At 37.2% G+C, this 24,829-nt stretch carries 19 protein-coding genes; 5 read left to right on the forward strand and 14 right to left on the reverse strand.

Annotated elements, in window-relative coordinates; all coding sequences use genetic code 11:
* Positions 1 to 26: 26 nt before the first annotated feature.
* The 12 genes from ATE49_RS06355 to ATE49_RS06410 all read right to left on the reverse strand — a co-directional run bounded on the left by ATE49_RS06355 (position 27) and on the right by ATE49_RS06410 (position 18,829).
* Complete coding sequence (locus ATE49_RS06355) at positions 27 to 1,973, reverse strand: MGH1-like glycoside hydrolase domain-containing protein (protein WP_065081489.1); 1,947 nt, start codon at positions 1,971 to 1,973, stop codon at positions 27 to 29.
* An 85-nt stretch (positions 1,974 to 2,058) separates the two neighbouring features.
* Positions 2,059 to 3,072 carry a SusE domain-containing protein gene (locus tag ATE49_RS06360; protein WP_065081490.1) on the reverse strand — a complete coding sequence of 338 codons (1,014 nt, stop codon included), beginning with the start codon at positions 3,070 to 3,072 and terminating at the stop codon, positions 2,059 to 2,061.
* Positions 3,073 to 3,088: 16 nt separating this feature from the next.
* Positions 3,089 to 4,690 carry a RagB/SusD family nutrient uptake outer membrane protein gene (locus ATE49_RS06365; protein WP_081278416.1) on the reverse strand — a complete coding sequence of 534 codons (1,602 nt, stop codon included), beginning with the start codon at positions 4,688 to 4,690 and terminating at the stop codon, positions 3,089 to 3,091.
* A gap of 10 nt (positions 4,691 to 4,700) precedes the next feature.
* The gene (locus ATE49_RS06370; RefSeq protein WP_065081491.1) at positions 4,701 to 7,445 is read right to left on the reverse strand and encodes a SusC/RagA family TonB-linked outer membrane protein; all 2,745 of its coding nucleotides are present in this window, start codon (positions 7,443 to 7,445) and stop codon (positions 4,701 to 4,703) included.
* Between the two features lie 318 nt (positions 7,446 to 7,763).
* Positions 7,764 to 9,260 (reverse strand): amidophosphoribosyltransferase, encoded by a 1,497-nt coding sequence (gene purF, locus ATE49_RS06375; protein ID WP_045179679.1) that lies wholly within the window; start codon positions 9,258 to 9,260, stop codon positions 7,764 to 7,766.
* 39 nt (positions 9,261 to 9,299) lie between these two features.
* Positions 9,300 to 10,022: a phosphoribosylaminoimidazolesuccinocarboxamide synthase gene (purC, locus tag ATE49_RS06380; protein WP_065081492.1), complete on the reverse strand. Its 723-nt coding sequence runs from the start codon at positions 10,020 to 10,022 to the stop codon at positions 9,300 to 9,302.
* A 70-nt stretch (positions 10,023 to 10,092) separates the two neighbouring features.
* A complete protein-coding gene (locus ATE49_RS06385; RefSeq protein ID WP_024564381.1) occupies positions 10,093 to 11,067 on the reverse strand; it encodes a phosphatase PAP2 family protein in 975 nt (324 codons plus the stop codon).
* An 85-nt stretch (positions 11,068 to 11,152) separates the two neighbouring features.
* Positions 11,153 to 14,845, reverse strand: a complete 3,693-nt coding sequence (locus tag ATE49_RS06390; RefSeq protein WP_065081493.1) for a phosphoribosylformylglycinamidine synthase — start codon at positions 14,843 to 14,845, stop codon at positions 11,153 to 11,155.
* A 116-nt stretch (positions 14,846 to 14,961) separates the two neighbouring features.
* A complete protein-coding gene (gene purB / locus ATE49_RS06395; protein ID WP_059155689.1) occupies positions 14,962 to 16,389 on the reverse strand; it encodes an adenylosuccinate lyase in 1,428 nt (475 codons plus the stop codon).
* A 67-nt stretch (positions 16,390 to 16,456) separates the two neighbouring features.
* Positions 16,457 to 17,662, reverse strand: a complete 1,206-nt coding sequence (locus ATE49_RS06400) for a PQQ-dependent sugar dehydrogenase (RefSeq protein ID WP_065081494.1) — start codon at positions 17,660 to 17,662, stop codon at positions 16,457 to 16,459.
* Between the two features lie 84 nt (positions 17,663 to 17,746).
* Positions 17,747 to 18,151 (reverse strand): hypothetical protein, encoded by a 405-nt coding sequence (locus ATE49_RS06405; RefSeq protein ID WP_065081495.1) that lies wholly within the window; start codon positions 18,149 to 18,151, stop codon positions 17,747 to 17,749.
* A 93-nt stretch (positions 18,152 to 18,244) separates the two neighbouring features.
* Positions 18,245 to 18,829: a thioredoxin family protein gene (locus tag ATE49_RS06410; RefSeq protein ID WP_065081496.1), complete on the reverse strand. Its 585-nt coding sequence runs from the start codon at positions 18,827 to 18,829 to the stop codon at positions 18,245 to 18,247.
* Between the two features lie 90 nt (positions 18,830 to 18,919).
* Between ATE49_RS06410 and ATE49_RS06415 the strand changes: the two genes are divergently transcribed.
* The 5 genes from ATE49_RS06415 to ATE49_RS06435 all read left to right on the forward strand — a co-directional run bounded on the left by ATE49_RS06415 (position 18,920) and on the right by ATE49_RS06435 (position 23,033).
* Complete coding sequence (locus ATE49_RS06415; RefSeq protein WP_065081602.1) at positions 18,920 to 19,804, forward strand: lysophospholipid acyltransferase family protein; 885 nt, start codon at positions 18,920 to 18,922, stop codon at positions 19,802 to 19,804.
* Positions 19,801 to 20,769, forward strand: coding sequence for a glycosyltransferase family 2 protein (locus ATE49_RS06420; protein WP_065081601.1), 969 nt, complete (start codon positions 19,801 to 19,803; stop codon positions 20,767 to 20,769). The genes ATE49_RS06415 and ATE49_RS06420 overlap by 4 nt, the downstream gene beginning before the upstream one ends.
* Positions 20,770 to 20,874: 105 nt before the next feature.
* On the forward strand, positions 20,875 to 21,429 hold the full coding sequence (locus ATE49_RS06425; protein WP_059155685.1) for a 3'-5' exonuclease: 555 nt from the start codon (positions 20,875 to 20,877) through the stop codon (positions 21,427 to 21,429).
* A gap of 124 nt (positions 21,430 to 21,553) precedes the next feature.
* Positions 21,554 to 22,015, forward strand: coding sequence for an Lrp/AsnC family transcriptional regulator (locus tag ATE49_RS06430; RefSeq protein ID WP_065081497.1), 462 nt, complete (start codon positions 21,554 to 21,556; stop codon positions 22,013 to 22,015).
* Positions 22,016 to 22,031: 16 nt separating this feature from the next.
* Positions 22,032 to 23,033 (forward strand): EamA family transporter, encoded by a 1,002-nt coding sequence (locus ATE49_RS06435; RefSeq protein WP_065081498.1) that lies wholly within the window; start codon positions 22,032 to 22,034, stop codon positions 23,031 to 23,033.
* A gap of 59 nt (positions 23,034 to 23,092) precedes the next feature.
* Here ATE49_RS06435 and apaG read toward each other — a convergent pair whose 3' ends face one another.
* Both apaG and odhB read right to left on the reverse strand, forming a co-directional pair.
* Positions 23,093 to 23,479, reverse strand: coding sequence for a Co2+/Mg2+ efflux protein ApaG (gene apaG, locus ATE49_RS06440; RefSeq protein WP_009084476.1), 387 nt, complete (start codon positions 23,477 to 23,479; stop codon positions 23,093 to 23,095).
* 86 nt (positions 23,480 to 23,565) lie between these two features.
* The gene (odhB, locus tag ATE49_RS06445; RefSeq protein ID WP_059155683.1) at positions 23,566 to 24,804 is read right to left on the reverse strand and encodes a 2-oxoglutarate dehydrogenase complex dihydrolipoyllysine-residue succinyltransferase; all 1,239 of its coding nucleotides are present in this window, start codon (positions 24,802 to 24,804) and stop codon (positions 23,566 to 23,568) included.
* Positions 24,805 to 24,829 lie beyond the last annotated feature (25 nt).

A 24,829-nucleotide genomic window follows, 5' to 3' on the forward strand; every position in this document is an offset into this window, starting at 1 on the left:
TAAAAGTGAGACGATCTCACAATCATTTATTTTGCTAAAAGCATTAAAATATGTGCAGAAGACCAGCTAAAATTAATCGCATTCAAACCTTTTCCTGTTACAGGATGATAGGTTTCATGAATGGGTTTATCTTCTAAAAGACCTTCGGCATTATTCATAAATTTATTAATCAGTTCATCAGCCTCTCGCTGATAACCATATTTTTTTAATCCGGTAATCCCGAAATAGAATTGATCTATCCATACTGGTCCTCTCCAGTAACCTTTTAACGGGTCAAATTTCGGATGGTCAGCTGTAAGCGTAGGTAAAGGTACTTTCGTATTGAACTTGTGAACATTCATCATAATCTTTGTTACAGCACCTGCCTGCTCTTGTGTAGCAATACCTGCCCACAACGGAATCCATCCCTCTGGTCCTTCTACTGCAATAGGTTCTTGTTTACCTAAAAGTTTATCATAATAATAACCTTTAGTATTGTCATAGAACCTCTGATTGATTTTATCTGCTAATCCACTAACAGAGTTATTCCAATCTAAAGCTTCTTTCTTATTTCCTACTACCGAAGCCAGCTCAGATAAATATTTTTTTTCTGCATACAGATAAGCATTCAGGTCTACACTTTCCTGATTAAGCGACCAGGCCTTGTCATTATTTTTCATTAAGACTGCTTCATCAAAACGTACCGCATTATCCATACCGCTTTCCCATGCCGCAGCAATTCTTGTCCCGTCTGTAGAACCATATTCACACAACCTGTTCTTGTCATGGTCTCTGTTTTCATACCACCACTGATGGTATTTCACCAACTTCGGGTACATCTCTTTTACAAATGCTACATCTTTAGTCTGCTCATAAACTTTCCAAACCGCCCAGGCAGCCAACGGTGGCTTGGTATCACGCCAGTTATTCTCTTTTTTATCGGTATATACACAGTCTGCAACCATTCCATACTCGTCCATGTAATCGAACATACTTCGGATATTATCTTTAGCCAGCGAAGTATTAAAGTAGCTTAGTCCCACCGCTTGCTTCCAACTGTCCCAGCTCCAGAAACCATAAAATCCCTGGTAAGAAACCGATGGGAAAACGCCATCATGTAACAGGTCTTTGGCCGCAGTTCTCCAGTTCGTCATTAAGGTAACAATAGCTTTTACAGCAAGCCTCTGTTTCTTTTCATCCAGCCTGGATGTGTGAGAAAAATATTGTTGTAAATAATGATTCCAGCGTTTTTCATTCAGCTTTAACTGAGCTGTAAAATCTGAAATGGGCTTTTTAATTTTATCTTCTTTTGACTGGAGGAAATAATACTGGGACTGTGTAAAATCCGCTTTACCACCCGCTGGTATTTTTATATTCCCCGCTAATGCAGTATAAGAATCAGTATTTACCTCCAGGTTTACAGGCTGTTCGAAAATCAGTCGGAAGGTATTTTCTTTATCCTTTAACCTTACCGTTACCTCATTATTTCCTTTGGCAAGAACAACATCGGATAACAATTTCCCATCAAAAGATACACTAAGATTTCTCAGAACTTTTGAACGATTATAGATACTCGTTTTTATTTTGGCTTCACGCCCTGATACAAAAATTAACTGCTGCTCTATATCCAGACCATCAACAGTAAATATTTGCTTTAATAATCCAGGATAATAGTGTTGAATAACTTTAGATTTTTGCAAATCTATAGCTGTCCCGTTTTCTTTAATACTGATTTTAGAGATTGTATTCGCCAACCACTGTCCATCGAGGTCCATAATAACAGGACCGATAAAAGATCCGTAATCTTCTGTTCTTTCCGGTAAAGCATAGGCGTGCCACGCTCCCATATCGCTAAAAAGATTGGTTGTAATATTTTTAGGATTTGATACCACTGTTTTCAGATCGAGAACGTCAGCATAGTTTTCACGGTGCAGTTGTTGTGCATTGGATGCCGAAAACAGAATTAAGAATAATACTGAAATTGTTTTTTTCATGGTTATAGTTCAATTTATCTTTTATTCTTAAATAAAAAAGTGTTGCTGTAAAACAACACTTTTTTACTAAACTTATCCTAATAAGTTATTGCTTTACCAAAGTATACTTCATATTGTTAGTATCCAGGGTAACATTATAAATTCCAGCAGCTGATATCTGAATATTATCACCTCCTGCTACTGCATTTCCTCCTGAACCTCCATAATTAATATCCCAGACATCATTTGCTCTAAACTTCATTTCTCCGGCAGTTAAGGCTAAGGTAGCTTCCCAAATTCCGGTAGCATTATTTAATGTCATTTTGGTATCTGGTGTTGCCCATCCATTAGGAGTTGCTGAACCAACTATTCCAAACCTAAATGGTGTCATTGCAATGATAGATTTATTCAAATCTACAACCAACTTATAAGAACCAACTCCAGGAGCTTTAATATTTCCGGCACTTGTACTCAGTGTAGATCCGTTATCTGATCCATAAGCACCATCCCAACTACGGTTTGGTGTTATCTTAAATTCCAAGCCATCGGTAGGGAAATTAATATATCCTGTGTAGATTCCATTACTATTCTCGGATACTAATGCTGTTGCTGTTGCTGGATTCCATCCCTGATAAGCACCCGGTGCATATACATATGAAATAAGTGCATATGGTGTTACAGTTAATGATATTACTGAAGAGTAAACTGGTGCTACAGCAGAACTTTCAGTAGTAGATTTCAGTCTTACTTCAACCTGAGACTGACTGCCAATGGGAGCACCTGCACCCAGTAATATTCCATTAAAATCCTGAACTTTGAAACTAACAGAAGTTGTTCCTGCACCTAAAATTACTTCTTTAGGCTTTGCAAAATTAGTTCCCTTTACAGCAAACTGTAATACATTATTAATTACAATATTGTTTCCAAAAGAAGGTGCCTGCCATGAGAACTTTACAGCATCTTTAGCAGCGTCATCTTTTAATAAGACAAAAGTAGTTGCTGAAGCTGTTAAAGCTGACGGAGAAGGATTCCCTAACACAGCTCTATCTTCATCCTTTTCACAGGAGATCAATAAAAAACCAACAATAGCTGCAAATACTATTTTAAATATATTTTTCATAATACAAATTCAAAAATTAGTAACCCGTATTTTGTTTAAGGTTTGGATTGGCAATTAAATCGCTGGAAGGAATCGGATAAAGGGTTCTGAAGTCTTCTACACCTCTCCCATCCTTAACACCACCTTTCCATGGCCACAAATAGTTACTTCCTGTAAACTTACCAAAACGGATAAGGTCTGTCCTTCTCGTTGCTTCCCAGGATAACTCACGTGCTCTTTCATCAAGGATAAAATCTAAGCTTAGAGAATTCACATTACCGGAATTATCACCATAAGCTCTTGTTCTCAGTTGGTTCACATAAGTAAGTGCTTGGGCATTGCTTCCACCACCACCTCTTAGTACTGCTTCAGCATACATCAGATAGGCATCTGCTAAACGGAACATTGGGAAGTCGGTATCCACAAAATCTCCGGAGGCATCCGAACCTTGCTTACCTGCCGATGTAATATTCTTGAACTTTACTAAAGGATATCCGTCTGTAAATGTGGTTACATTATCAATTTCAAGATTTTGGCCATTGGTATAAAACACTCCTCTTTTATCACGGGAGCCATTTGCATCCGGGAATAACTGAACCAAACTTTTGGTTGTTCTAATTCCTCCCCAACCACTATTAATTCCAAAATCTGAAGGTTTCATACTTCCACCCACTGCTGCATGGATCAAATAAGTAGTACCACCGTAAGTTTTGGTATTAAGTCCATCGTAGTTGATAGAGAAAATAACCTCGTTATTGGCAACATTATTATCGGCAAGGAAAAGGTCAGCATATTTAGGTTTAAGGCTGTAACCTCCATTAATTACTTTCTCTGCATATGTTCTGGCCTCAGTATATTTTTTAGCTCCGGTATACACTTCAGCATTCAGGTATAATTTAGCCATTACCATCCATACAGCAGCTTTATCAGCACGTCCGTATTCATTAGTACGTGGATCTTTTAGTAATCCTTCAAGATCTTTCAGCTCACTTTCTACATAAACAAAAAGCTCTTCACGTGTAATTCTCTTTGGAGGCTTTACACCTACTTCATCTTTTTCGGTCACAAACGGTACGTTCCCAAACATATCAATAGCATGATAGTAGCTTAAAGCTCTAAGAAAACGCGCTTCATTTCTGTATAATCTCGCTTCTTCAGCCTGCGCTCCGGTAATATTTCTGGATGCCAGTTTTTCATCTGTCGTTTCACGGATAAACTCATTACATAGTGCTACCTGATAGAAAATACGATAGTACAATGCTGTAATAAAGCTATTTGTAGAGCCCCAGTTCATATTATGAAGATCCGGAAGAAAAGCATCGTTCCATGCTACTACAGCCTCATCTGTCGGAAGCTCCTGTAACTGGAAATATTGTCTCAGATAACTTGAAGTTCCCGTATCTATACCGCCGATATCGGCACCATCGGTACTATCTCCGCTTTTTTGCCCCGTAAGTGCAAGCCCTGCATAACATTTAGCCAGTACACCTTTGTAATTGGAAAAATCTGCATAAACCGATGCGGAACTAATATCTGTTATAGGTAATCTGTCAAGATCTTTTTCACAAGAAGTTACACCGAGTAACATTACTACTCCTGCAACTAAAAGTTTACGATTTATAGAATTAAAAAATTTCATTGCTGTGTTTTTAGAATTGGAAGTTAAAACCTAGAGAATAAATTCTAGGTCGCTGGTAAGCATTGTTATCAATTCCTGATTTTGTTGTTCCGTTAAGTTCTGTCGTTAACGACTCAGGATCCAGTCCGCTGTATTTTGTAATTAAAAATACATTCTGCGCTGATAAGGAAACTCTTAGTTTATACTTATCATTGATAAAATGTGGGAAATTATATCCTATATTAAGATTATCCATTCTTAGGAATGAACCATTCTCTACATAATAGTCGGAAAGATATTGCGCTCTTTTAAAACCTGTATCCAGATAGCTTGTAGAGATATTGGATAAATAATCATTGTTAGAAATATTCTGTAATGATCCGGCTTTAGATGCCATATTGTTGTACACATAGTTTCCGATACTAGCTCTTAAAGAAAAGCCCAGATCCCAGTTCTTATATGTAAACCTTGAAGAGAAACCTAATAAAACATCAGGAATCGGCGATTTGTACTGGTATAAATCCTGCTCGTTAATCACACCATCACCATTACGGTCTACATAAACACCTTCGAGTGGTTTTCCGTCCTGTCCGTATACCTGCTGGTATACATAGAATGAGAATGGCGTGTAGCCTACCTGATGTACCTGAACAGTTGTCCCGGTTCCACCTTCTATTCCTCCGACCAATACTTTCTCATTAGGGTTATTTTGTGCAGATAGTTTTGTAACCTTGGAGGTGTAATGTGTTGCATTAGCACTAAATTCCCAGCTGAAATTTTCTTTCTGAATTGCTTTTACATTGATATTGGCTTCTATACCTTTATTCTGCATATCCCCTACATTTATCAGTAAGAGATTGGTCAGGTTAGCACCTGCCGGTACTGGTACAATACTCAAAAGATCTTTAGTTTTTTTCTCATATACTTCTACGGATCCGGTAATTCTGTCATTCAGAAATCCAAAATCCAAACCTATGTTTTTGGTAATCGTAGTTTCCCATTTCAGGTTCTTATCATATCCCTGTGCCCGAAGTGTATTATAGAATTGGTCACCTATCTGATACTTTGTTCCGTTATCACTAATCACATATCTTGCAAGGAATGGATAATCATTCCCAATGACTCCTTGCTGTCCTGTTTCTCCCCAGCCTGCTCTCAGCTTTAAAGAGGATACTACATTTTGGTTTTTCATGAAGTTTTCTTTATCTATTCTCCATGCTAAACCTACTGCCGGAAAAATACTACTTCTGTTCTCCTTACTAAAACGTGATGAACGGTCATTACGCACTGTGGCTGTCAATAAATATTTATCACCGAAATTATAGTTGAAACGCCCAAAGTAAGAGAGAATAGTAGACTCTGTTTCAAAAGCATTAACAATGTCAGGTTGTAAAGCCGGATCTCCTTTAATGGTCATAGCTAAAGGCTCGCTTCTGTAAAAATCCTGATAAGAATAACCTGCTGTAACATCGAATGTAGAGTTCAGTGATTCTACTTTTTTATTATAGTTTAGATAAACATCAAATAGTTTATTTTTTCTGCTCTGGGCATATCTTTTGTAAGTTCCACTACTATAAAAAGCTGAAGCTGAAGTAGGCAATACTCTGGTATTCCCTTTGGAATCCGTATAATCTATACCAGCATTAACATTTACCCGCAACTCCGGAAGGAAATGGAATTTATAATCTAACTGAATATTCCCCAAACTTCTGGTTACATACGATACATCTATCTTCTGATTCAGCATAGAAAGCGGATTCTTTGTAGCATTCGTATTAGGTAAACCTGTTGTAGCATTCAGCCATTCCCAGTAACCTCCTAAAGCTGTATTTGCAGGATTATAAACAGATTGTGTCGGATCGAAAGCCGCAGCGGCTCCTATAGCACCTACATCTGCAAATCTGTTTTCGGAGTAAATACCTTTGTAGTTAATATCTACAGATAAATGTTTATCAAAAAATTTAGGGCTTAGATTGATTCCGACATTGGAACGCTCAAAATTGCTGGTTTTAAGAATACCATCCTGTTTAAGGTAGCCTAATGATAAACGGTAAGGCAGTCCTTTAATTCCTCCGGAAATAGCCACACTATTATCAAATCCTAAAGCAGTCTGATAAATTTGCTTTTGCCAGTCTGTATTACTATTACCTAAAAGCGCTTTATATTCATCAGTTGCATACTGGCTTACTACAGAGCGGAATTGGTCACCGTTCAATACTCCGATAGTCCCCATCTTGGTGTATATGGAAGTATTACTGTTGTAACTTACTTTTAGTTTACCGGAAGTTCCTTTTTTTGTAGTAATAATTATTACACCATTGGATGCTCTGGAACCGTAAATAGCTGTAGCAGATGCATCTTTAAGGATACTGAAACTTTCAATATCATTCGGGGCAATCAGTGCTAATCCGTTAGAAGCTCCATTAATGGTACTATTATCTACAGGAACCCCGTCTATAACCAATAACGGGTCATTACTTGCATTAAGAGAAGCTCCCCCACGGATTCTGATCGTAGATCCTGATCCTGGTGCTCCGCCCGCGGTTACAATTTGTACTCCGGCTGCTTTACCCTGAATTAACTGCTCAGGTGAACCTATTGCTCCCTGATTGAAATCCTTTGCTGTAAGTGCCGTTACAGATCCTGTAAGGTCTGATTTCTTCTGTTTACCATAACCAATCAGTACGACCTGTTCTATCTCCTTTGTCTTTGTTGAATCTTTCTGTTGTGCATTCAACATTGCTCCTGCTAATAAGAATGCAGGTGCAACCTTCATAAATACAAGATTACTTTTCACAAATTATGTTTTTAAATTTCAACTTTACTTTCGCTTCAATTAAGCCTTTTAAAGTATTATTATTTTTTAATATAAATTTAACATTTGCTTAACACTTACACCACAAATCATATAACACTATGATTTTCAATAATATATTTTACGAAAATCGTGTAGTTTTTTGTATTATTTCACTATATAACACTTAGTTTTATTAATTTTTATGCTCCCGAAAACGTTTGCGAAAAACAGATTTCGCAATATTTCATAAAAAAGCACCTCATTTGAGGTGCTTTAGATTATCTTGATTAAGACTTCTTATTGGTCTACATAATCCTGAAGTCCATCTGTATTCTCTACAGGGTATTTCTCAGTAAAACATCCGAAACAATGATCGGAGCTTCCTAATATATCTTTCAGATTATCCATACTAAGGAATTCTAAAGAATCTACTCCCAGATAATCTCTCAATTCGTCTTTAGACATATTAGCTGAAATAAGATCATCTTTTACAGGTGTATCTATTCCAAGGAAACATGGCGCAACAATTGGCGGAGAAACGCTTCTGAAGTGAATCTCTTTTACTCCGGCATCTTTAAGGATCTTTACCAGGCGCTTGGAAGTTGTTCCTCTTACAATTGAGTCATCTATAATTACAACCCTTTTCCCTTTGATTTCAGAGATAATAGGGTTTAATTTTAGATTTACAATTCTCTCACGCATTTCCTGTGTCGGGATAATAAAGGATCTTCCGATGTAGCGGTTTTTAATCAAAACCGGTCTGAACGGAATACCTGATGCCTTAGAAAATCCGATTGCTGCCGGAACACCAGAGTCTGGTACACCTATTACAAGATCGGCTTCTACAGGTGCCTGCTCCCATATTTTTTCCCCGGATTTCTCACGAATCTCGTGAACATTAATATTTTCCAGAGTTGTATCAGGACGTGCAAAATAAATATATTCGAATGCACAGATTTTGTTTACACAATCATCTTTCACCATGTAAGACTGTAATCCGTCATTTTCTGTAGTGAAGACAACTTCACCAGGCAGAATATCTCTTACATACTGTGCTCCCATTGCATCCAATGCACAGGTTTCTGATGCTGCTACATAAGTCTGCTCATCTATAGCACCCAATACCAATGGTCTGATACCGTTGAAATCTCTGAAAGCAAAGAATTTGTTACGGGTCATTCCTACAACAGAATAAGCACCTTCAATACGCTCCATAGTCGCTTTTATAGCGCCACGAAGCCCAAGATCCAGGTTCTTTTGGATAAGACGAAGAATAACTTCAGAATCGGAGGTTGCTTTGAAAACAACACCTTCTTCTTCCAATTCTTTTTTCAGTATTCTGGCGTTGGTAAGATTACCGTTGTGTGCAATAGACAGAATAATCTGATCATACTCATTCTTTGCAAAGAATGGCTGATAGTTATATTTCTTTTTATCGCCGGCAGTTGTATAACGGGTATGCCCAATAACGGAATTCCCCATATAGGTTTCCGGATTTTCAATACTCTTAAAGACATCCAGTACCAAGCCTTCATCCTTATAAGAATGTATTCTACCATCCTTCAGCACCGAAATACCACAAGCCTCCTGACCTCTGTGCTGCAGTGCAAATAAACCAAACTGAGAAAGAGAAAAAGTATCTATATCATGATAGGAATACATCCCCATAATACCACATTCTTCTGTAGGCTCATCAAGCATAGAATCATCGGACTTTTTCCAGATATTTCTCTGATAAGCTCTCTTTTTAAATTGGCTTAAATAATTTTGTTTTTGAAGTTCTAAATCTTTCATTTTTAGCAGATCATTTACTGATCAATCAGAGATATTTAATTATTTATTCAAAGCTGTTTTCAGACGGTTGTAGATTTCTTCGTAAGCTTCGGTAACTTCACCCAAGTCTCTTCTGAAACGGTCTTTATCCAGTTTTTTCATAGTATCTTTATCCCAAAGTCTGCAAGTATCCGGGCTGATTTCGTCTGCCAAAACAATATTACCATCCATTGTTTTACCTAACTCAATTTTAAAGTCAACAAGGATAATATTCATTTTGTCAAACAATTCTCCAAGAAGTTCGTTAATCTGTCCTGTAAGAGCATACATTTCTTTCAGCTCGTCATAAGTAGCAGCACCTAAGCAAACAGCATGGTGATCATTGATTAACGGATCTCCTAACTCGTCTTTCTTATAACAGATATCGAAGATAGTTACCGGAGATTTCATTCCTTCTTCTAATCCTAAACGCTGTGCCATACTACCAGCAACATAATTTCTTACGATTACTTCTAACGGAATAATATCTACTTTCTTAACCAGCTGCTCACGGTCGTTAAGTTTGCTTATGAAATGGGTTGGAATACCTTTATCATTTAAATATTCGAAGATAAGAGTCGAAATCTCGTTATTCAACTCTCCTTTCTTATCCACCTGACCTTTTTTCTGGTTATTAAAAGCAGTTGCATCGTCTTTGTAACGTACTACAACTTCTGCAGGGTTTTCAGTTGCAAAAACCTGCTTTGCTTTTCCTTCATAAAGCATTTCTTTCTTCTGACTCATAGTTTTTTTCTTTTTTAAGGAATCCGAATAATGCGATTCCCATTTTTAACTTCTTATTAAACTTTATTTTTTAAAAACTCATTTTAACACCAATAGTGTTAATTCCATATGCATTCCCTCCGATAACATCAAGAGAATACTGAGGTTTCCCGTCTTCGCCACTTTTTACTTTCTTAAAGTGTCTGCGGGCAATGGACCTTCCGGAAAAGTATCCGATTAAAAGTGCCAGCGGGTAATCTGAAGCCCAATGTACCTCACTCTGCATCATCTGAAAACAAAGACCTCCTATTAGAGTATACCCTACTGGTTTTAACCATTTAACATCCGGGTAGTTTGTTGTAATTACTGTAAAACCTGCCATAATCGTAGCTAAATGTCCTGAAGGCATTGCATCGTAATGAGGGGTATTCTTTCCATAAGCACTAAAACTAGGGAAAGGATTCCACGCACCTCCGGAATTTCCGTTTTCTCTTGCAATAAACGGGCTTTCTCTACCTGTAGATCTCTTCAGCACCTGAACATAAATTCCGCTTAATGCCAAACTTTCCAATAATCCACTGGCTGTGGCATAAGCACGATAATCATTCTTCATTAATCCATAGGTAAGGAAACCTGCTCCCAGTAATAATACCGTTGTCCCGTTACCAATCATATAAAGCCCTGCTCCTACACTTTTCGGAATAGGCCCAAACTTAGCATACTTATTCTCCGGGCTCATTCCCAGATTATCTGCCAGTTTTCGGCTGCCATCTACAATCTGCTGATCGAAAGGAACCAATAATGCTGTGGCGGCTACTGCACCTCCCAGATACCATGCATTCCCATTCTCAATAAAACTACGATTAGTGGTCATAAAATCCTTCGGAAGATTTGTAATTGGTTCATGCCATTTTGGTCTTGGATATTCTCTAACCTCTCCATTTTTAAGGATTACCTGCTGTACTTTAACTGCCGGCTCCTCTTTCTTTATACTATCCTGCTCTTGTCCATAACACTGAACTCCCAAAGACATCAACGTACAAACCCCAAATAATTTTATTCTCATATAATTCTACAGCAACAATAACTTTTTATAGTTTTAAAAAGCTCCCTGAAATAAAGTTACCATTATTTCAGGGGACTTTTAATATTTAATTTTTAAAATAATCAACTCCGTTTTTAAATACATTGTGGTAATTAGCATCCGGAATATTCTTCATAAGACCGTTTGCAAAACGTTCTGTATGCCCCATTCTGCCATATATTTTTCCGGACTTACTCGTAATACCTTCAATACCGAAAAGCGAAGCATTCGGATTATGTGGCATTCCATAAGCTATATTTCCATCCAGGTCTACGTATTGCGTTGCAATCTGACCATTTTTATAAAGATTCTCTAATTCTGCTTCAGATGCATAGAATCTTCCTTCACCATGTGAAATCGGAACAGTAAAAGTCTGGCCTTTCATGCCTTTTAACCAAGGGCTATCATCATTCAATACTTTTACATTAACCATCTGGGAAATGTGTCTTCCGATGGCATTAAAAGTTAACGTTGGTGATGTTTCGTCCAAATCTCTGATCTCTCCGTAAGGCAGAAGTCCTGATTTTACCAAAGCCTGGAAACCATTACAGATTCCCAATACAAGACCATCTCTTTCCAATAATCTATGTACTGCAGATTTTATCTTTTCATTTTTCAGAACGTTTACAATAAATTTAGCAGAACCGTCTGGCTCATCACCAGCACTAAAGCCTCCGGCAAAAGTTAAGATCTGAGCAGAATCAATTTCTCTTACCCATGCATCAAGACTTTCATTCAGTTTATCATTATTCAGATTAATCAGTGGAATACTGTTTACATCTGCTCCTTCTTTTCTGAAAGCATTTAGTGTTTCATATTCACAGTTTGTTCCCGGGAATAGTGGAATAAACACTTTTGGTTTTGCAATCTTATGAGAAATAATTTCGATTGATGATTTGTTAATTCCATTCAGACTTTCATCGAAAGTAACAACTTCAGCCTTTCTTTCTTCAGTAGGGAAAAGCTTTTTGAAAGTCCCTGTCCATACTTCAAGTAAATTATCAATAGAACACTCTAAACCATTTATATTTAAAGTGTTTAAAGAATTAACCGCTCCAATTTCTTTAATCAATATATTTTCTATATTTCCTGTAGACTCTATAACAAGGCTTGCCAGATTTTTCTCTAAAAGAACTTTATCATCTGCAGAAATTTCAGCACCTAAGTGGTTACCAAAACTCATTTTTGCCAAAGCAATTGCCAGACCTCCATCTTTAATTGTCTTAACAGAAACGATATTTCCTTTCTTAATTTCCGCATAAATGAAGTCGTAAACATTCTTTAATTCTTCATAGTTTGGAAGACCATTTTCTAATGGTTTATGCTCATAGAAATAAAGTTTATTTCCGGCTTTCTTAAATTCAGGAGAAATAATGTCTTTCTTATTTCCGTTTGCACAAGCAAAAGAAATAAGAGTTGGCGGAACATTCAGATCCAGATAAGTTCCGGACATACTGTCTTTACCACCGATCGCAGCTAAACCTAAATTGATCTGGGCATCGTAGGCTCCTAAAAGGGAAGCAAATGGTTTTCCCCATTTATCTGCTTTATCTCCTAGTTTTTCAAAGTATTCCTGGAAGCTTAATCTAATGTTTTTATAATCACCACCCATTGCTACAATCTTCCCTACAGACTCTACAACAGCATAAGCTGCTCCGATAAGGGAGTTCTGTACTGAGGTTTCAGCATCAAAGCCCCATGAAGCTAAAGATACCGTTTCTACATCTCTTGCTTCCTCAATTGGTAATGTCTGTACACTACCTTCCATTGGAGTTAACTGATGCTTACCTCCCAATGGCATAGCTACAGTAGTACCACCTACCGAAGAGTCAAACATCTCCAGTAAGCCTTTTTGTGAAGCTACATTTTTATCTTTTAAAGCTGCTAAGAAGTTTTCTTCATTAAACGCCTGTGTTTTGTTTTCAACTTTTCTCAGGTGGTTAACCACAATGTTCTGAGATTTCGCACAACCATTGGTATCTAAAAACTCTCTGCTAAGGTCTACAATTTTATCTCCTTTCCAGAAAATCTGCATTCTGCCACTATCTGTTACAGTAGCAACGTGTACAGCTTTTATATTCTCCGCTTCACAAAGTCCAATAAATTTATCTTTATCTTCTGGTGAGATAACAACTGCCATTCTCTCCTGAGATTCAGAAATTGCTAATTCAGTACCGTTAAGACCGTCATATTTCAATGGTAAAACATCCAGATTTACTTCTAATGAATCTGCAATCTCTCCAATTGCTACAGAAACACCACCTGCTCCAAAGTCATTTGACTTTTTAATCAGTTTTGTAACTTCTGGTTTTCTGAACAATCTTTGAATTTTACGCTCTTCTACAGCATTACCTTTCTGTACTTCAGTACTTAGGGTATGGATACTGGTTTCGTCCTGTTCTTTAGAAGAACCTGTTGCGCCACCAACACCATCGCGTCCCGTTGCTCCGCCTAAAATAATAACGAAATCTCCATTCTGAGGTTTCTCACGGCGTACCCAATCTGTAGGAACTGCTCCAACCACAAAACCAACTTCCATTCTCTTGGCTTTATAGCCTTCATCGTATATCTCGTTAACCATAGTGGTTGCTAAACCAATCTGATTACCATAAGAAGAATATCCATTTGCTGCCTGTTTAGAAATAGTCTTTTGAGGAAGCTTCCCCGGAAGCGTTTTCTCTACAGGTTCCAAAACATCGGCTGCACCTGAAAGACGCATTGCCTGGTAAACAAATGAACGTCCGGATAAAGGATCACGTATAGCACCACCTAAACAAGTAGATGCACCACCAAATGGTTCGATCTCTGTAGGGTGATTATGTGTTTCGTTTTTGAATAATAAATACCATGGCTCTTTTTTGCCATCAAATTCTGCTTCAATTTCTATTGTACAGGCATTGATCTCATCAGAGATAACCAGGTTTTCAAGTTTCCCTGTCTTCTTGAAGTATTTAGCGCAAACCGTTCCCAGATCCATTAAAGAGATTGGCTTATGTTCGCGGTTTAGTTCCTTTCTTTTCGCTAAATAATCATTAAAGATATTCTCTAATGTCTCTTTAAACTCGTCTTCGAACTTAATATCTGTAAGTGCTGTTTCAAAAGTTGTGTGACGACAGTGATCGCTCCAATAGGTATCCAGAACTTTCAGCTCAGTTTCTGTTGGATCTCTTTGTTCAGTTTTAAAGTAATTCTGAATAAATTCCAGATCATCTAAACCAAAAGCAAATCCATGTTCTTTATAGAAAACGGCTAACTGCTCAGCATCAAAACTGATAAACCCATTGTAAACAGGAACCGCTTTTGGCTCAGCCTGTGCAGGAATTTCCAGTTTAGAAAGATCTTTCTCTCTGGATTCAACTTTATTAATTAAAAGGTCTTTAATCTTAGGCAGGTCTGCTTCAGTAACACCCTCCATCTCAATAATTTTACCACTTCTTACAGTTGCATTTTCAGCATCCGTAAGGATAGAGATACACTGCTCTGCTGAGTCTGCTCTCTGATCATACTGGCCAGGTAAAAATTCGGTTGCCAGAAAAATATTCTGTACCGGATTTTCTAAATGAAGAATATCAGTTACCGGATCTACAAACGTACTGTTGGCAACTTTATTCAGGTCTTTTTCTTCCAGTCCGAAGATGTCATAAACATTGTAGACTTTTACAGATGTTATCTGTGGAAGTATCTCTTTTATTTCGTCAAAGATTTTAGGACTTTCAACATCAAAGATTCCTTTTTTCTCAACAAAAATTCTGTAATTCATAGTTGTTCATTTTTCACGGGTCTTACTCCGTGTTATAATTAAATTGCTCTTTTAGGAGCTTGTCACTTTTTAATATTATATAAACAAAAAATTGCAGCACAGTGCCGCAATTTTATTTAAACTTTAAGTTCAGCTTCTAAACCGATAAGGTCGGAGTATTTATCCAGGATAGGCTGTGCTTCGTTCTGGATGAATTCAGAAGTCTGGATCGGAGCAAATCCGATGAAATTCTTCGGATCTAACACTTCCGCCAGTTTTGACTTATCAAGCCTTAATCTGTCGTCGTTCATTATCCTTTCTATCAGATCATTTTCCTTACCTTCCATCTTCACTTTCTTGGAGGCTTCCATGGAATGCTGACGGATAATCTCGTGGATTTCCTGTCTGTCTCCGCCGGCTTTCACTTCTTCCATAATAATGTATTCAGTAGCCATGAAAGGAAGTTCTTCCATAATATGTTTGTTGATACGGTTTTCATATACCACCATACCATTAAGAATATTATTCCAGATAAGGAGAATAGCATCAACAGCTAAAAACGCCTGTGGAATTGTTAATCTCTTATTTGCTGAGTCATCCAGAGTTCTTTCGAACCACTGAGTTGCTGCAACCATTGCAGAGCTGCTGCTTAATGACATTACATACTTCGCCAATGCTCCGATTCTTTCTGAACGCATTGGGTTTCTCTTGTAAGCCATTGCTGAAGAACCAATCTGATCTTTTTCAAATGGCTCCTCTACCTCTTTAAGGTTCTGCAATAATCTAAGGTCGTTTGTAAATTTATGTGCTGACTGAGCAATGTTAGATAATAAAGAAACTACTTTAGCATCTATTTTTCTGTCATATGTTTGTCCGGAAACTCCGAAAACTTTGTCAAAACCAAAACGCTTGGATAGTTCTTTATCCAGTGTTTTTACTTTTTCATAATCTCCGTTGAAAAGTTCCAGGAAGCTTGCCGCTGTACCTGTTGTTCCTTTTACACCACGGAAACGAAGTGTTTCTAAAAAGAATTCTAATTCTTCAAAATCAAGAATTAAACTCTGAAGCCAAAGTGTCGCTCTCTTCCCTACTGTTGTTAACTGTGCAGGCTGGAAATGTGTAAATCCTAAAGTTGGTACATCTTTGTATTTGATAGCAAAGTCCGAAAGTCCTTTTACTACGTTTACCAATTTCTGACGAAGGATGATTAAACCATCACGCATCTGAATAAGATCGGTATTATCTCCTACAAATGCCGAAGTTGCTCCTAAATGAATAATACCTTTTGCAGAAGGCGCCACATCTCCATATGCATGAACGTGAGCCATTACATCATGACGAAATTTCTTTTCGTATTCTGCTGCTTTGGTGTAATCGATATTGGTTTCATTTGCTTTTAGCTCTGCGATCTGCTCATCGGTAATTTCCAGACCAAGATTTTTTTCAATTTCTGCAAGGGCTATCCAAAGCTTTCTCCAGTTCTGAAATTTGTTATCATGGGAAAAATTAAAGAGCATTTCCGCACTAGAATAACGTTCTTCCAGCGGGTTCTTGTAGGTATTCATTCTTTACTTTTAAATTAGAGCAACAAAAATACGAATATCTTTCGCAATCTAAAAGAGCTACAGGCGTTTATTTTTTGGAAATCCGGAAAACCTTACCAGAGTCGGTTACAGCATAAATTTCGCCATTTAATCCTTGTGCTAAATCTCTGAAACGCTCATTTTTATCTCCCAAAAGTCGCTCCTCGCCAACTACTTTATTATTTTTTATATCTAATCTTACAATATGTTGTCCGCTAAGACACCCAATTAAAAGATTATTTTTCCACTCAGGAATAACATTTCCTGAATAGAAAACCATTCCACTTGGAGAAACTACGGGATCCCAATAATACACAGGTTGCTCCATTCCTTCTTTTTGAGTGATTCCATCTCCTATGGTTTTTCCATCATACTCTATTCCATAGGTAATAACCGGCCAGCCGTAATTTTTAGCAGGCTTGATCAGATTAATCTCATCCCCTCCACGCGGACCAAACTCTCCTTCCCACAGATCTCCTGTTTCAGGATGCAAAGCCAATCCCTGTACATTTCTGTGTCCGTAGGAATATATTTCAGGACGCACATTCTGCTGGCCAATGTATGGATTTCCGGGAGCAGGCTTCCCGTCTTTGGTGATTTTAAGTACTTTTCCTAAAGCTGAATTCAGTTGCTGGGCCTGCGGACGCGTTACCATATCCGAACGTTCTCCGGTACTTACAAATAAATTTCCGTCTTTATCAAATATGATTCTGCCGCCATAATGTAATATACCATCATAAGCTGGTTCCGCCCTGTAAATGACCTGTGCATTTTCAACTGTTTTCTCATCATTGGCGAGTCTTCCCTTAGCTACAACCGTAGCATTTTTACCATCTTTCCTCTCAGAAAACACCCAGTACAGGATTCTGTTCTGGTTAAATTCTGGATCAGCTACAATATCAAGCAAACCTCCCTGCCCATTGGAGTTAACCTCCGGAAGTCCGGTAATAGGCTGACTCAATTTATTATCACGGTCAATAATTCGTAATGTTCCAGTTTTTTCAGTAATTAGTAATCTGCCGTCTTTTAGCACAATTATACCCCAAGGTTTTGATAAGCCTTTTGCAATTTCTTCAACATTAAGAGGTGTAGAAGTTGTTATTCCCTGAATTCTTGTTTGTCCTTCAAAGGCAAGTTTATAGTTTGTATTAGGGGCTTCTGTTTCTACACTTTTGCCAGGAGCTGCCGTGTCGTGCAGCTTTTCCTGACATCCTGCCATAACAGATAACACTGATGCTAGAATTATTGCTTTCATAATAATATATAGGTTTGGATTCCATAAAGATACAAAATAAAAAAACCGCCAAATGGCGGTTCTTAAAAATATCTTTATTGTTAATTATTGTTTGTAAGCAACAACATTTCCTTTTTTCAAACTGTATACTTTCTGGTTTTGAGTCAATTCATAATCTCCTCTTTTCCAAACAGCTTTCTTTCCAACTTTGTTTAGAATAACTCCTGAAGCACTTTCCGGAACAAAAATCTCCGCTTTCTTCATATCTTTACTAAAGATTACAGCAGCATTAGTTGTATAAGACCCTTTAGGATTTTGTTCTTTCAACTGTACTTTCTGTTCGAATGTTCTTACGCAGTCATTTTTAATATAAGAGAAGGTATAACCTGCAGACGCTTTACAGCCATGTGCATCTTTATCACCTCCCAAAACAGGAGTATTATCTGTTTTCTGACCAAATGCCAAACCTCCCATTAACAGGGCGCCACAGAATAAAATTGTTTTTTTCATTTTTTAAAGTTTTAGTATTTCTTGTATAATAATTATCGTGCCAAAATTATATTCAATCAAGTATTATTCTCAAACTTTTTCAAAACATCCAAACTACATCGCCTTAGGCTTCCAGTCTTCAAAGAATTTCTTCACTTTATCCAGGCTATATCCCTTACCTTCTTCCAAAACAGAACTATCCTGAGTATGAATTTGTTTTCCGTCCTTGTCTAAAACAATAAATACCGGATATCCGTATTTATCACCGGGATTACCATATTTAGCAAAAATCTTTTCGTTTTTATTATCCGGAGAATAGTTCAGGTGATAATAGATATAATTATCATCTGCCAGTTTTTTTAATTCAGGTGTTGTCTGTACATAATTGTTAAAACGCAGACACCATATACACCAGTTACCACCGGCCTGTATCATTATATTTTTATTCTCTTTTTTAGCCAGTGCCGTAAGTTCTGCAATTTTAGCTTCCGCATTTTCTTCCGGATGATAAGGTTTTGGCAAAGCATTCTTTTCAGCTATAGCAGCTTTTTTAGCTTCTTCCTTTATCTTCGCACTATCAACAACTGCTGTTTGTGTATTTTTCACTTCAGTAATCTTCGTTTCTTTGCTCTTTTGACCACAGGCTACAATCGAAACCAGTACTAAAGAAACCCCTAATGTTTTTATCATTTTATTCATATTCCTAATTTGTTACTATACAAAATTATACTTTTCCGAAGATTCATAAAAGGAAAAATCGTTCCATAACAAAGGTAATGCTTAAATTTGCTGTTTAATTCTATTTTTTTGAACAAACTCTTATTTCAAATTATCTTATTATTTTCCAGATTACCACTGTGGTTTTTGTATGGACTTTCGGATATATTGTATTACGCTAACCTTTATATTTTCGGTTACAGAAAAAATGTAGTTACTGAAAACCTAAAAAACTCTTTTCCTGAAAAAAGTGATGAAGAAATTGTAATAATCCGGAGACAGTTTTTCCGTAATTTCTTCGATTATATTTTCGAGATGCTGAAAGCCTTCACCATTAGTGAGACAGAATTGAGGGTAAGAATGCAGCATCTTAATCTGGATGTATTTCAGGAGTGTTACGACGAAAAAAAAGATATTATTTTTCTTGCCGGCCATGTATTTAACTGGGAATGGATTAATGCACTGGCTACAGTTATTCCCCAAAAATCATGTCACCCTGTATACAGAAAGGTACAGAGTACATTTTGGGAAGAAAAGATAAAATTTGTAAGAAACCGTTTCGGAAATAAAGCTCTGGAAACCAAAGAAGTTATACGAAGCATCTTACAGGATAAGGATGACGGAAATTCAGCTTATATGTTTGTTGCTGATCAGACTCCTCATGTTAGTGAAATACATTACGGCCTTAAATTCCTGAATCAGGAAACACCTGCCTTCATAGGATATGATAAGCTTTCCACCAAAAAAGATCTTGCTTTTATCTACTGTGATATGAAAAAGGTAAAAAGAGGATTTTATCAGGTTAACTACTACAGAATATATCCGGATGGTGAAAAATTTGTACAATACGAGGTTGTAAACAAGTTTCATAAACTACTTGAAAACACGATAAGAAAAAGACCTGATAACTGGCTTTGGTCACATAGAAGATGGAAATACAAAGATGCACTGAAATGAAGATTGCTATAGCTATACTGAACTGGAACGGAAAATCTTGGTTAGAAAAATTCTTACCCAATGTTCTTGAAAATTCTCAATCTGCAGAAGTATATGTAATAGATAATGCTTCAACAGATGATTCCGTTGCTTATATCTCCACTTGTTTTCCGTCTGTGAAAATTGTTATCAATCAGCAAAACCATGGATTTGCAGGTGGTTACAACGAAGGCTTAAAACAAATACATGCTGATATATACTGTTTATTGAATTCCGATGTAGAAGTTACACCGGGATGGCTGGATCCTGTGGCGGCTCTTTTTGAAAAGAGCCCGGATATAGCAGCTATTCAGCCTAAAGTATTAGATTATAACAGAAAGAACTTCTTTGAATTTGCTGGTGCCGGCGGCGGACTTATTGATAACTTGGGCTACCCATATTGTCGCGGCCGTGTTTTTGAAAACATTGAAGAGGATAAAGGACAATATAATGATGAAACGGAAATTTTCTGGGCGTCCGGCTGCTGTTTGTTTATCCGCTCTGAAGATTTTTGGAAAGAAAATGGTTTTGATGCGCGATTTTTTGCACATCAGGAGGAAATAGATCTTTGCTGGAGACTTAAAAATTCCGGAAGAAAGATTTATTATACCGGAAAATCTGCCATATACCATGTAGGTGGCGGAACTCTTCAAAAACAAAACCCACGAAAGACCTATTTGAATATTAGAAATAACCTGAGCATGATGCTAAAAAATCTGCCTTCGGATAAACTATACCTTATATTTATAAGATTATGTCTGGACGGAATTGCCGGAATTTATTTTATGTTCAAGCATGGCTTTTCCCATACATGGGCTGTTATAAAAGCTCACTTCGGTTTTTATGCTCAGCTTCCGGGAACTCTAAAGCTAAGACAACAAAATCAAATAAAAGACTACTATCAGTCTAAATGGCTTATTTTTAAACATTTCCTAAAAGGAGAATAGCTATTTAATTGTTAATTGTTGATGGTTGACAACTGATAACTAATGACCAGCAACTGATAACCAATACCCTATTTATTTCTAACTTCGTAATTCATATTTTAAAAGATGGACTTTATAGCACTGGACTTTGAAACGGCTACTCATGAACGAAATTCAGCCTGCGAACTGGGTATATGTATTGTAGAAAACAGTAAAATTCAGTCTACAAAAACATGGCTTATCAAGCCGCCAAGCTTCCCGTATTTTAATAAACATAACATTGCTGTCCATGGCATACACCCTGGAGATGTTGCAGACGCTCCTACTTTTGAAGAAATATGGCATGAAGTTGAAGAACTCCTATATCATAATCTGATTATTGCACACAATGCTTCTTTTGATGCCGGTGTGCTCCGTGGCTGCCTTGATTATTACGGAATATTCAAACCTAAAGCCAATTACCTCTGCAGCATACAACTTTCTAAGAAAGCATGGCCAGGTCTGAAGAGTTATGGATTAAAAAATCTGGGAAACCAACATCAACTCCAGTTTAATCACCACCGTGCCGGCGATGATGCCGCAGTTTGTGCACAATTATCCCTTCTTGCATTCGAAAGATTATTCCTTACAGAGAATAAAGAACTTGAACAAGTCTTCGCTAAAAATATAAAAGTTCTGTAAAATAAAATTTTCACCGACTAAAATTCTGATCATTTTACAAATTCAGAATTAACAACATTTAATATTAGACTTACTTGAATTATATTCTGACTATTCGTATATTTGCACGCCGAAAAAATAGTTCATGGAATATAAGCTGGATGAAATAGATTTAAAGATTGTTAGACTCATGCAGGAAAATGCAAGAATCAACAATGCTGAATTAGCACGTATACTGGGTATGGCACCTTCTGCTGTACTGGAAAGAGTTAAAAAGTTAGAACAAAAAGAGGTTCTGATTTCTTATCATGCAAAAGTAAACCCAAGTGCGGTTAATCAGAATCTTTTATCATTCATCTTCATCAAAGCCAATGAGATTATAGGTGATGAGGAGACAGGAAAATTACTGGCTCAGATCCCTGAAGTACTGGAAGTACATGATATTGCCGGAGATGATGGCTATATTATAAAAGTAAGAACTTCTGATACTATAGGACTGATGAATCTTATGAAAAGATCTTTATCATCTATTCCCGGAATTATTTCCACACGAACTATCATTGTATTACAAACGGTTAAAGAAGACAATCAACTTATTATAACATAAAAAAAGAGGCAAAATTATGAAGCAGTCAAAAGCAACGGTTATTGCAGCCTATATTATCGTATACTTTGTATGGGGTTCTACATTCTTTTTTATACATAAAGCATTAAGTGATTTCAGTCCATTTGTTCTGGGATCGCTCAGATTCCTTACAGCCAGCCTTTTATTACTTACTTATTGTAAGATCAAAGGCTATAAATTGTTCAATTTTCAGGTTGTAAAGCAAGCCGCTGTTGTAGGTTTCCTTTTATTATTTCTGGATATGGGAGCTCTGATATGGGCAGAACAGCATGTATCCAGTGGAATTGCAGCGATTATGGCAGCAGCAGCAGCCCTTTGGTTTATTATTTTGGATAAAAAGCAATGGAAGAACAATTTCTCCAACAAAAATATTGTATTGGGATTAATTGCAGGTTTCATCGGCGTAGTTATGTTGTTTGCTGAGCAAATTAATATTGCAGGAGATGCATCTCAGCGACTATTGAACCTTGTCTGTATGATTCTTTTAATCCTTGGTGCTATTGCATGGACAGCAGGTTCATTATATTCTAAATATGCCAACAGCAAAAATATAGAACAGGAAAATGGTGAAGATCTTCATGTAATGGTAAAAACTTCATGGCAGATGATTACAGCAGGTGTAATGTTTACATTGGTTGCAATCTTCAATGGAGAATACAGTGCTTTCCGTCCTCAGGAAATTTCTACATCAGGCTGGATCTCTATCGGATATCTGATCTTCTTCGGGTCCATCATGGCATTCGGAGCTTATATATGGCTTATACAGTCACGTCCTACAACTGAGGTAAGTACTTATGCTTATGTAAATCCTGTTGTAGCTGTAGCTTTAAGTTATTTCTTTACAGATGATATTATTACAAGCTTACAAATAGGAGGTTTAGTTGTTATTCTGGTAAGCGTCCTGTTAATGAACTGGGACCTTTACAAGAACGCTAAATTCTTCAGAGTAGCACAGATTAAGTGGTACTATATGTGGCGCAGAAGACAAATTGCAGCATAACCCAAATAACAAATGATGAGAAAAAGAAAACGGAGGCTAAAATTAGCCTCCGTTTTTATTTAGTTATATACGACTTCTGTAATGAGAGAAAACTTAGGTATTTCTACTTCAAAGGTGTCTTTCGAATCGAGATTCATCAACAAATAGTTCCCCTGCATCGCACCGACTCCGGAACGAAGAGACACATTGGAAAAGTAGTTAAATTCTTCTCCCGGATAGATTTCCGGTGTCATACCGATTACACCATCTCCGGAAACTTCTCTTACCCCAAAACCAACATCATAAATCTGCCATTTCCTTTTTAGGAGTTTTATAGGGACGCTCCCGTTGTTTTTAATAGTGATATGGTACGTGAAGATATAACGTTCCTGTATTGGTGAACTGTTTTTAACATCATAAAATGGTTCAACAATAATCTGAATACTGTGGGTAATTGCTGAGTACATCACTTTTGTTTTTTCTTGTAGTTAATATAACAAAAATCCCGCCTAAATTGATTAAGCGGGAATATTTTTAATAATTATTTAATATTTTAAAGCTCTAAAGCTCTTCTTTCGTCTCCACCCATTAGGAATTCTACCGGGTTGTCGATAGCTTCTTTTACCGCTACTAAGAAACCAACAGACTCTTTACCATCAATAATTCTGTGGTCATAAGACATTGCCACATACATCATTGGTCTGATCTCTACTTGTTTGTTAACTGCTACAGGGCGCTCGATGATATTATGCATACCTAAGATTGCACTTTGCGGCGGGTTAATAATTGGTGTAGAAAGCATAGAACCAAAAGTACCACCATTAGTAATAGTAAAAGTACCTCCGGTCATTTCATCAACAGTAATTTTACCGTCTCTTACTTTAATAGCTAAATCCTTAATTCCAGCTTCAACATTTCTGAAAGACATGTTTTCTGCGTTACGAAGAACTGGTACCATTAGACCTTTTGGCCCTGATACAGCAATAGAGATATCACAGAAATCGTAGCTGATCTTCTGATCACCATCGATAGATGCGTTAACATCCGGATACATCTGAAGTGCTCTTACAACTGCTTTAGTGAAGAAAGACATAAATCCTAAACCGATTCCGTGTTTAGCAGCAAATTCTTCTTTGTATTGCTTACGGATTCTGAAGATTTCTGACATATCTACTTCATTGAAAGTAGTAAGCATTGCTGTTTCATTCTTTACAGAAACTAATCTTGCAGCAATCTTTCTACGAAGCATACTCAATTTAGTAATCTTTACAGCTCTGGATCCGCTTTCGTTAGAACCTCCTAATGCAGGTGTTCCTTTAGCCTGAACAGCGTCTTCTTTTGTAATTCTTCCTCCAACTCCTGTACCGTTTACCTGAGCAGGCTCAATACCTTTCTCATCAAGGATTTTTTTAGCAGCAGGTGAAGGTGTATTTGTAGCATAAGTAGCAGGTGCAGCTTTCGGAGCTTCAGCAACTACTTCTTTTTTAGGTTCTTCTTTTGGAGCCTCAGCTTTAACTTCCTCTTTAGCAGGTGCAGCACCTTCTGGTTTTGCAGCAGCAGTATCGATTAATACAACTACCTGTCCTACTTGTACAGTATCTCCTTCTTCAGCTTTTAATGTGATGATACCACTTGCTTCAGCCGGTAATTCAAGAGTTGCTTTATCTGAATCAACTTCGGCAATAGCCTGATCTTTTTCTACGTAGTCACCATCCTTTACCAACCACGTTGCGATTTCTACTTCGGTTATAGATTCCCCTGGCGAAGGGACTTTCATTTCTAATATTGACATAGGAATAATTTTTTTTGTTGTGCAG

Source organism: Elizabethkingia miricola, assembly GCF_001675285.1.
GTDB lineage: Bacteria > Bacteroidota > Bacteroidia > Flavobacteriales > Weeksellaceae > Elizabethkingia > Elizabethkingia miricola.

Coding starts and splice junctions, on each gene's coding strand:
- ATE49_RS06355 (WP_065081489.1), bottom strand. CDS start 1,973: ATGAAAAAAACAATTTCAGTATTATTCTTAATTCTGTTTTCGGCATCC.
- ATE49_RS06360 (WP_065081490.1), bottom strand. CDS start 3,072: ATGAAAAATATATTTAAAATAGTATTTGCAGCTATTGTTGGTTTTTTA.
- ATE49_RS06365 (WP_081278416.1), bottom strand. CDS start 4,690: ATGAAATTTTTTAATTCTATAAATCGTAAACTTTTAGTTGCAGGAGTA.
- ATE49_RS06370 (WP_065081491.1), bottom strand. CDS start 7,445: ATGAAGGTTGCACCTGCATTCTTATTAGCAGGAGCAATGTTGAATGCA.
- purF (WP_045179679.1), bottom strand. CDS start 9,260: ATGAAAGATTTAGAACTTCAAAAACAAAATTATTTAAGCCAATTTAAA.
- purC (WP_065081492.1), bottom strand. CDS start 10,022: ATGAGTCAGAAGAAAGAAATGCTTTATGAAGGAAAAGCAAAGCAGGTT.
- ATE49_RS06385 (WP_024564381.1), bottom strand. CDS start 11,067: ATGAGAATAAAATTATTTGGGGTTTGTACGTTGATGTCTTTGGGAGTT.
- ATE49_RS06390 (WP_065081493.1), bottom strand. CDS start 14,845: ATGAATTACAGAATTTTTGTTGAGAAAAAAGGAATCTTTGATGTTGAA.
- purB (WP_059155689.1), bottom strand. CDS start 16,389: ATGAATACCTACAAGAACCCGCTGGAAGAACGTTATTCTAGTGCGGAA.
- ATE49_RS06400 (WP_065081494.1), bottom strand. CDS start 17,662: ATGAAAGCAATAATTCTAGCATCAGTGTTATCTGTTATGGCAGGATGT.
- ATE49_RS06405 (WP_065081495.1), bottom strand. CDS start 18,151: ATGAAAAAAACAATTTTATTCTGTGGCGCCCTGTTAATGGGAGGTTTG.
- ATE49_RS06410 (WP_065081496.1), bottom strand. CDS start 18,829: ATGAATAAAATGATAAAAACATTAGGGGTTTCTTTAGTACTGGTTTCG.
- ATE49_RS06420 (WP_065081601.1), top strand. CDS start 19,801: ATGAAGATTGCTATAGCTATACTGAACTGGAACGGAAAATCTTGGTTA.
- ATE49_RS06425 (WP_059155685.1), top strand. CDS start 20,875: ATGGACTTTATAGCACTGGACTTTGAAACGGCTACTCATGAACGAAAT.
- ATE49_RS06430 (WP_065081497.1), top strand. CDS start 21,554: ATGGAATATAAGCTGGATGAAATAGATTTAAAGATTGTTAGACTCATG.
- ATE49_RS06435 (WP_065081498.1), top strand. CDS start 22,032: ATGAAGCAGTCAAAAGCAACGGTTATTGCAGCCTATATTATCGTATAC.
- apaG (WP_009084476.1), bottom strand. CDS start 23,479: ATGTACTCAGCAATTACCCACAGTATTCAGATTATTGTTGAACCATTT.
- odhB (WP_059155683.1), bottom strand. CDS start 24,804: ATGTCAATATTAGAAATGAAAGTCCCTTCGCCAGGGGAATCTATAACC.